At 74.4% G+C, this 624-nt stretch carries 1 protein-coding gene; it reads left to right on the top strand.

Annotated features, from left to right (window positions below):
• Positions 1 to 124 precede the first annotated feature (124 nt).
• Positions 125 to 624, top strand: a 500-nt coding sequence (locus ACI79Q_RS20760) for a hypothetical protein (RefSeq protein ID WP_456615311.1), incomplete at its 3' end; no start/stop codon positions are given.

Below are 624 nucleotides of genomic sequence, written 5' to 3'. Positions count from 1 at the left end.
CGGGGCGGGTGCGCCGGCGTCGCAGACGGTGACGGTGACCGAGCCGGCGGGTCCGCCGCCTGTGGGTGGGGAGGTCGTGGCCGGGGCGTCGGCGCAGGCGGTGAGCACGGCGGCGGTGACGTCGGTGACGATCGGCAAGCCGGCGGGGGTGGCGACGGGGGATGTGCTGATCGCGCAGTTCACGGCCAACGACGCGCCGTCGGTGACGTCGGTGCCGGCGGGCTGGTCGGCGGTGGTGGAGCCGTTGGCGATCCGGTCGTTGGCGACGGTGTTCGTCTACTACCGGGTGGTCGCCGATGCGGCGGCGGAGCCGGCGTCGTGGACGTGGCAGCTGTCCTCGGCGCAGAAGTGGAATGCGGTGGTGACCGCGTTCGGCGGGGTGGATGCGGGCAACCCGTTCGACAGCGATGCCGGAATCCGGGTGAACAGCTATCGGAGCAAGGCGCTGAACGTCCCGGGGGTCACGACCCTCACGCCGGGGGCGATGCTGGTCGGTGGGGTGGGCGCGGACAGCGGCAGCGTGGCGATCACCGAGGCGGCCGGGTGGACCGAGGCGGCGGAGGGCTCGGGGGCGCAGGTGAGCCAGCTGGCCTACCAGCCGCGGCCGCAGGCCGGTGACACCGG

Source organism: Blastococcus sp. SYSU DS0828 (assembly GCF_054050975.1).
The sequence above is the reverse complement of the archived record's forward strand: the minus strand, read 5'-3'. Positions and strand labels throughout refer to the sequence as shown.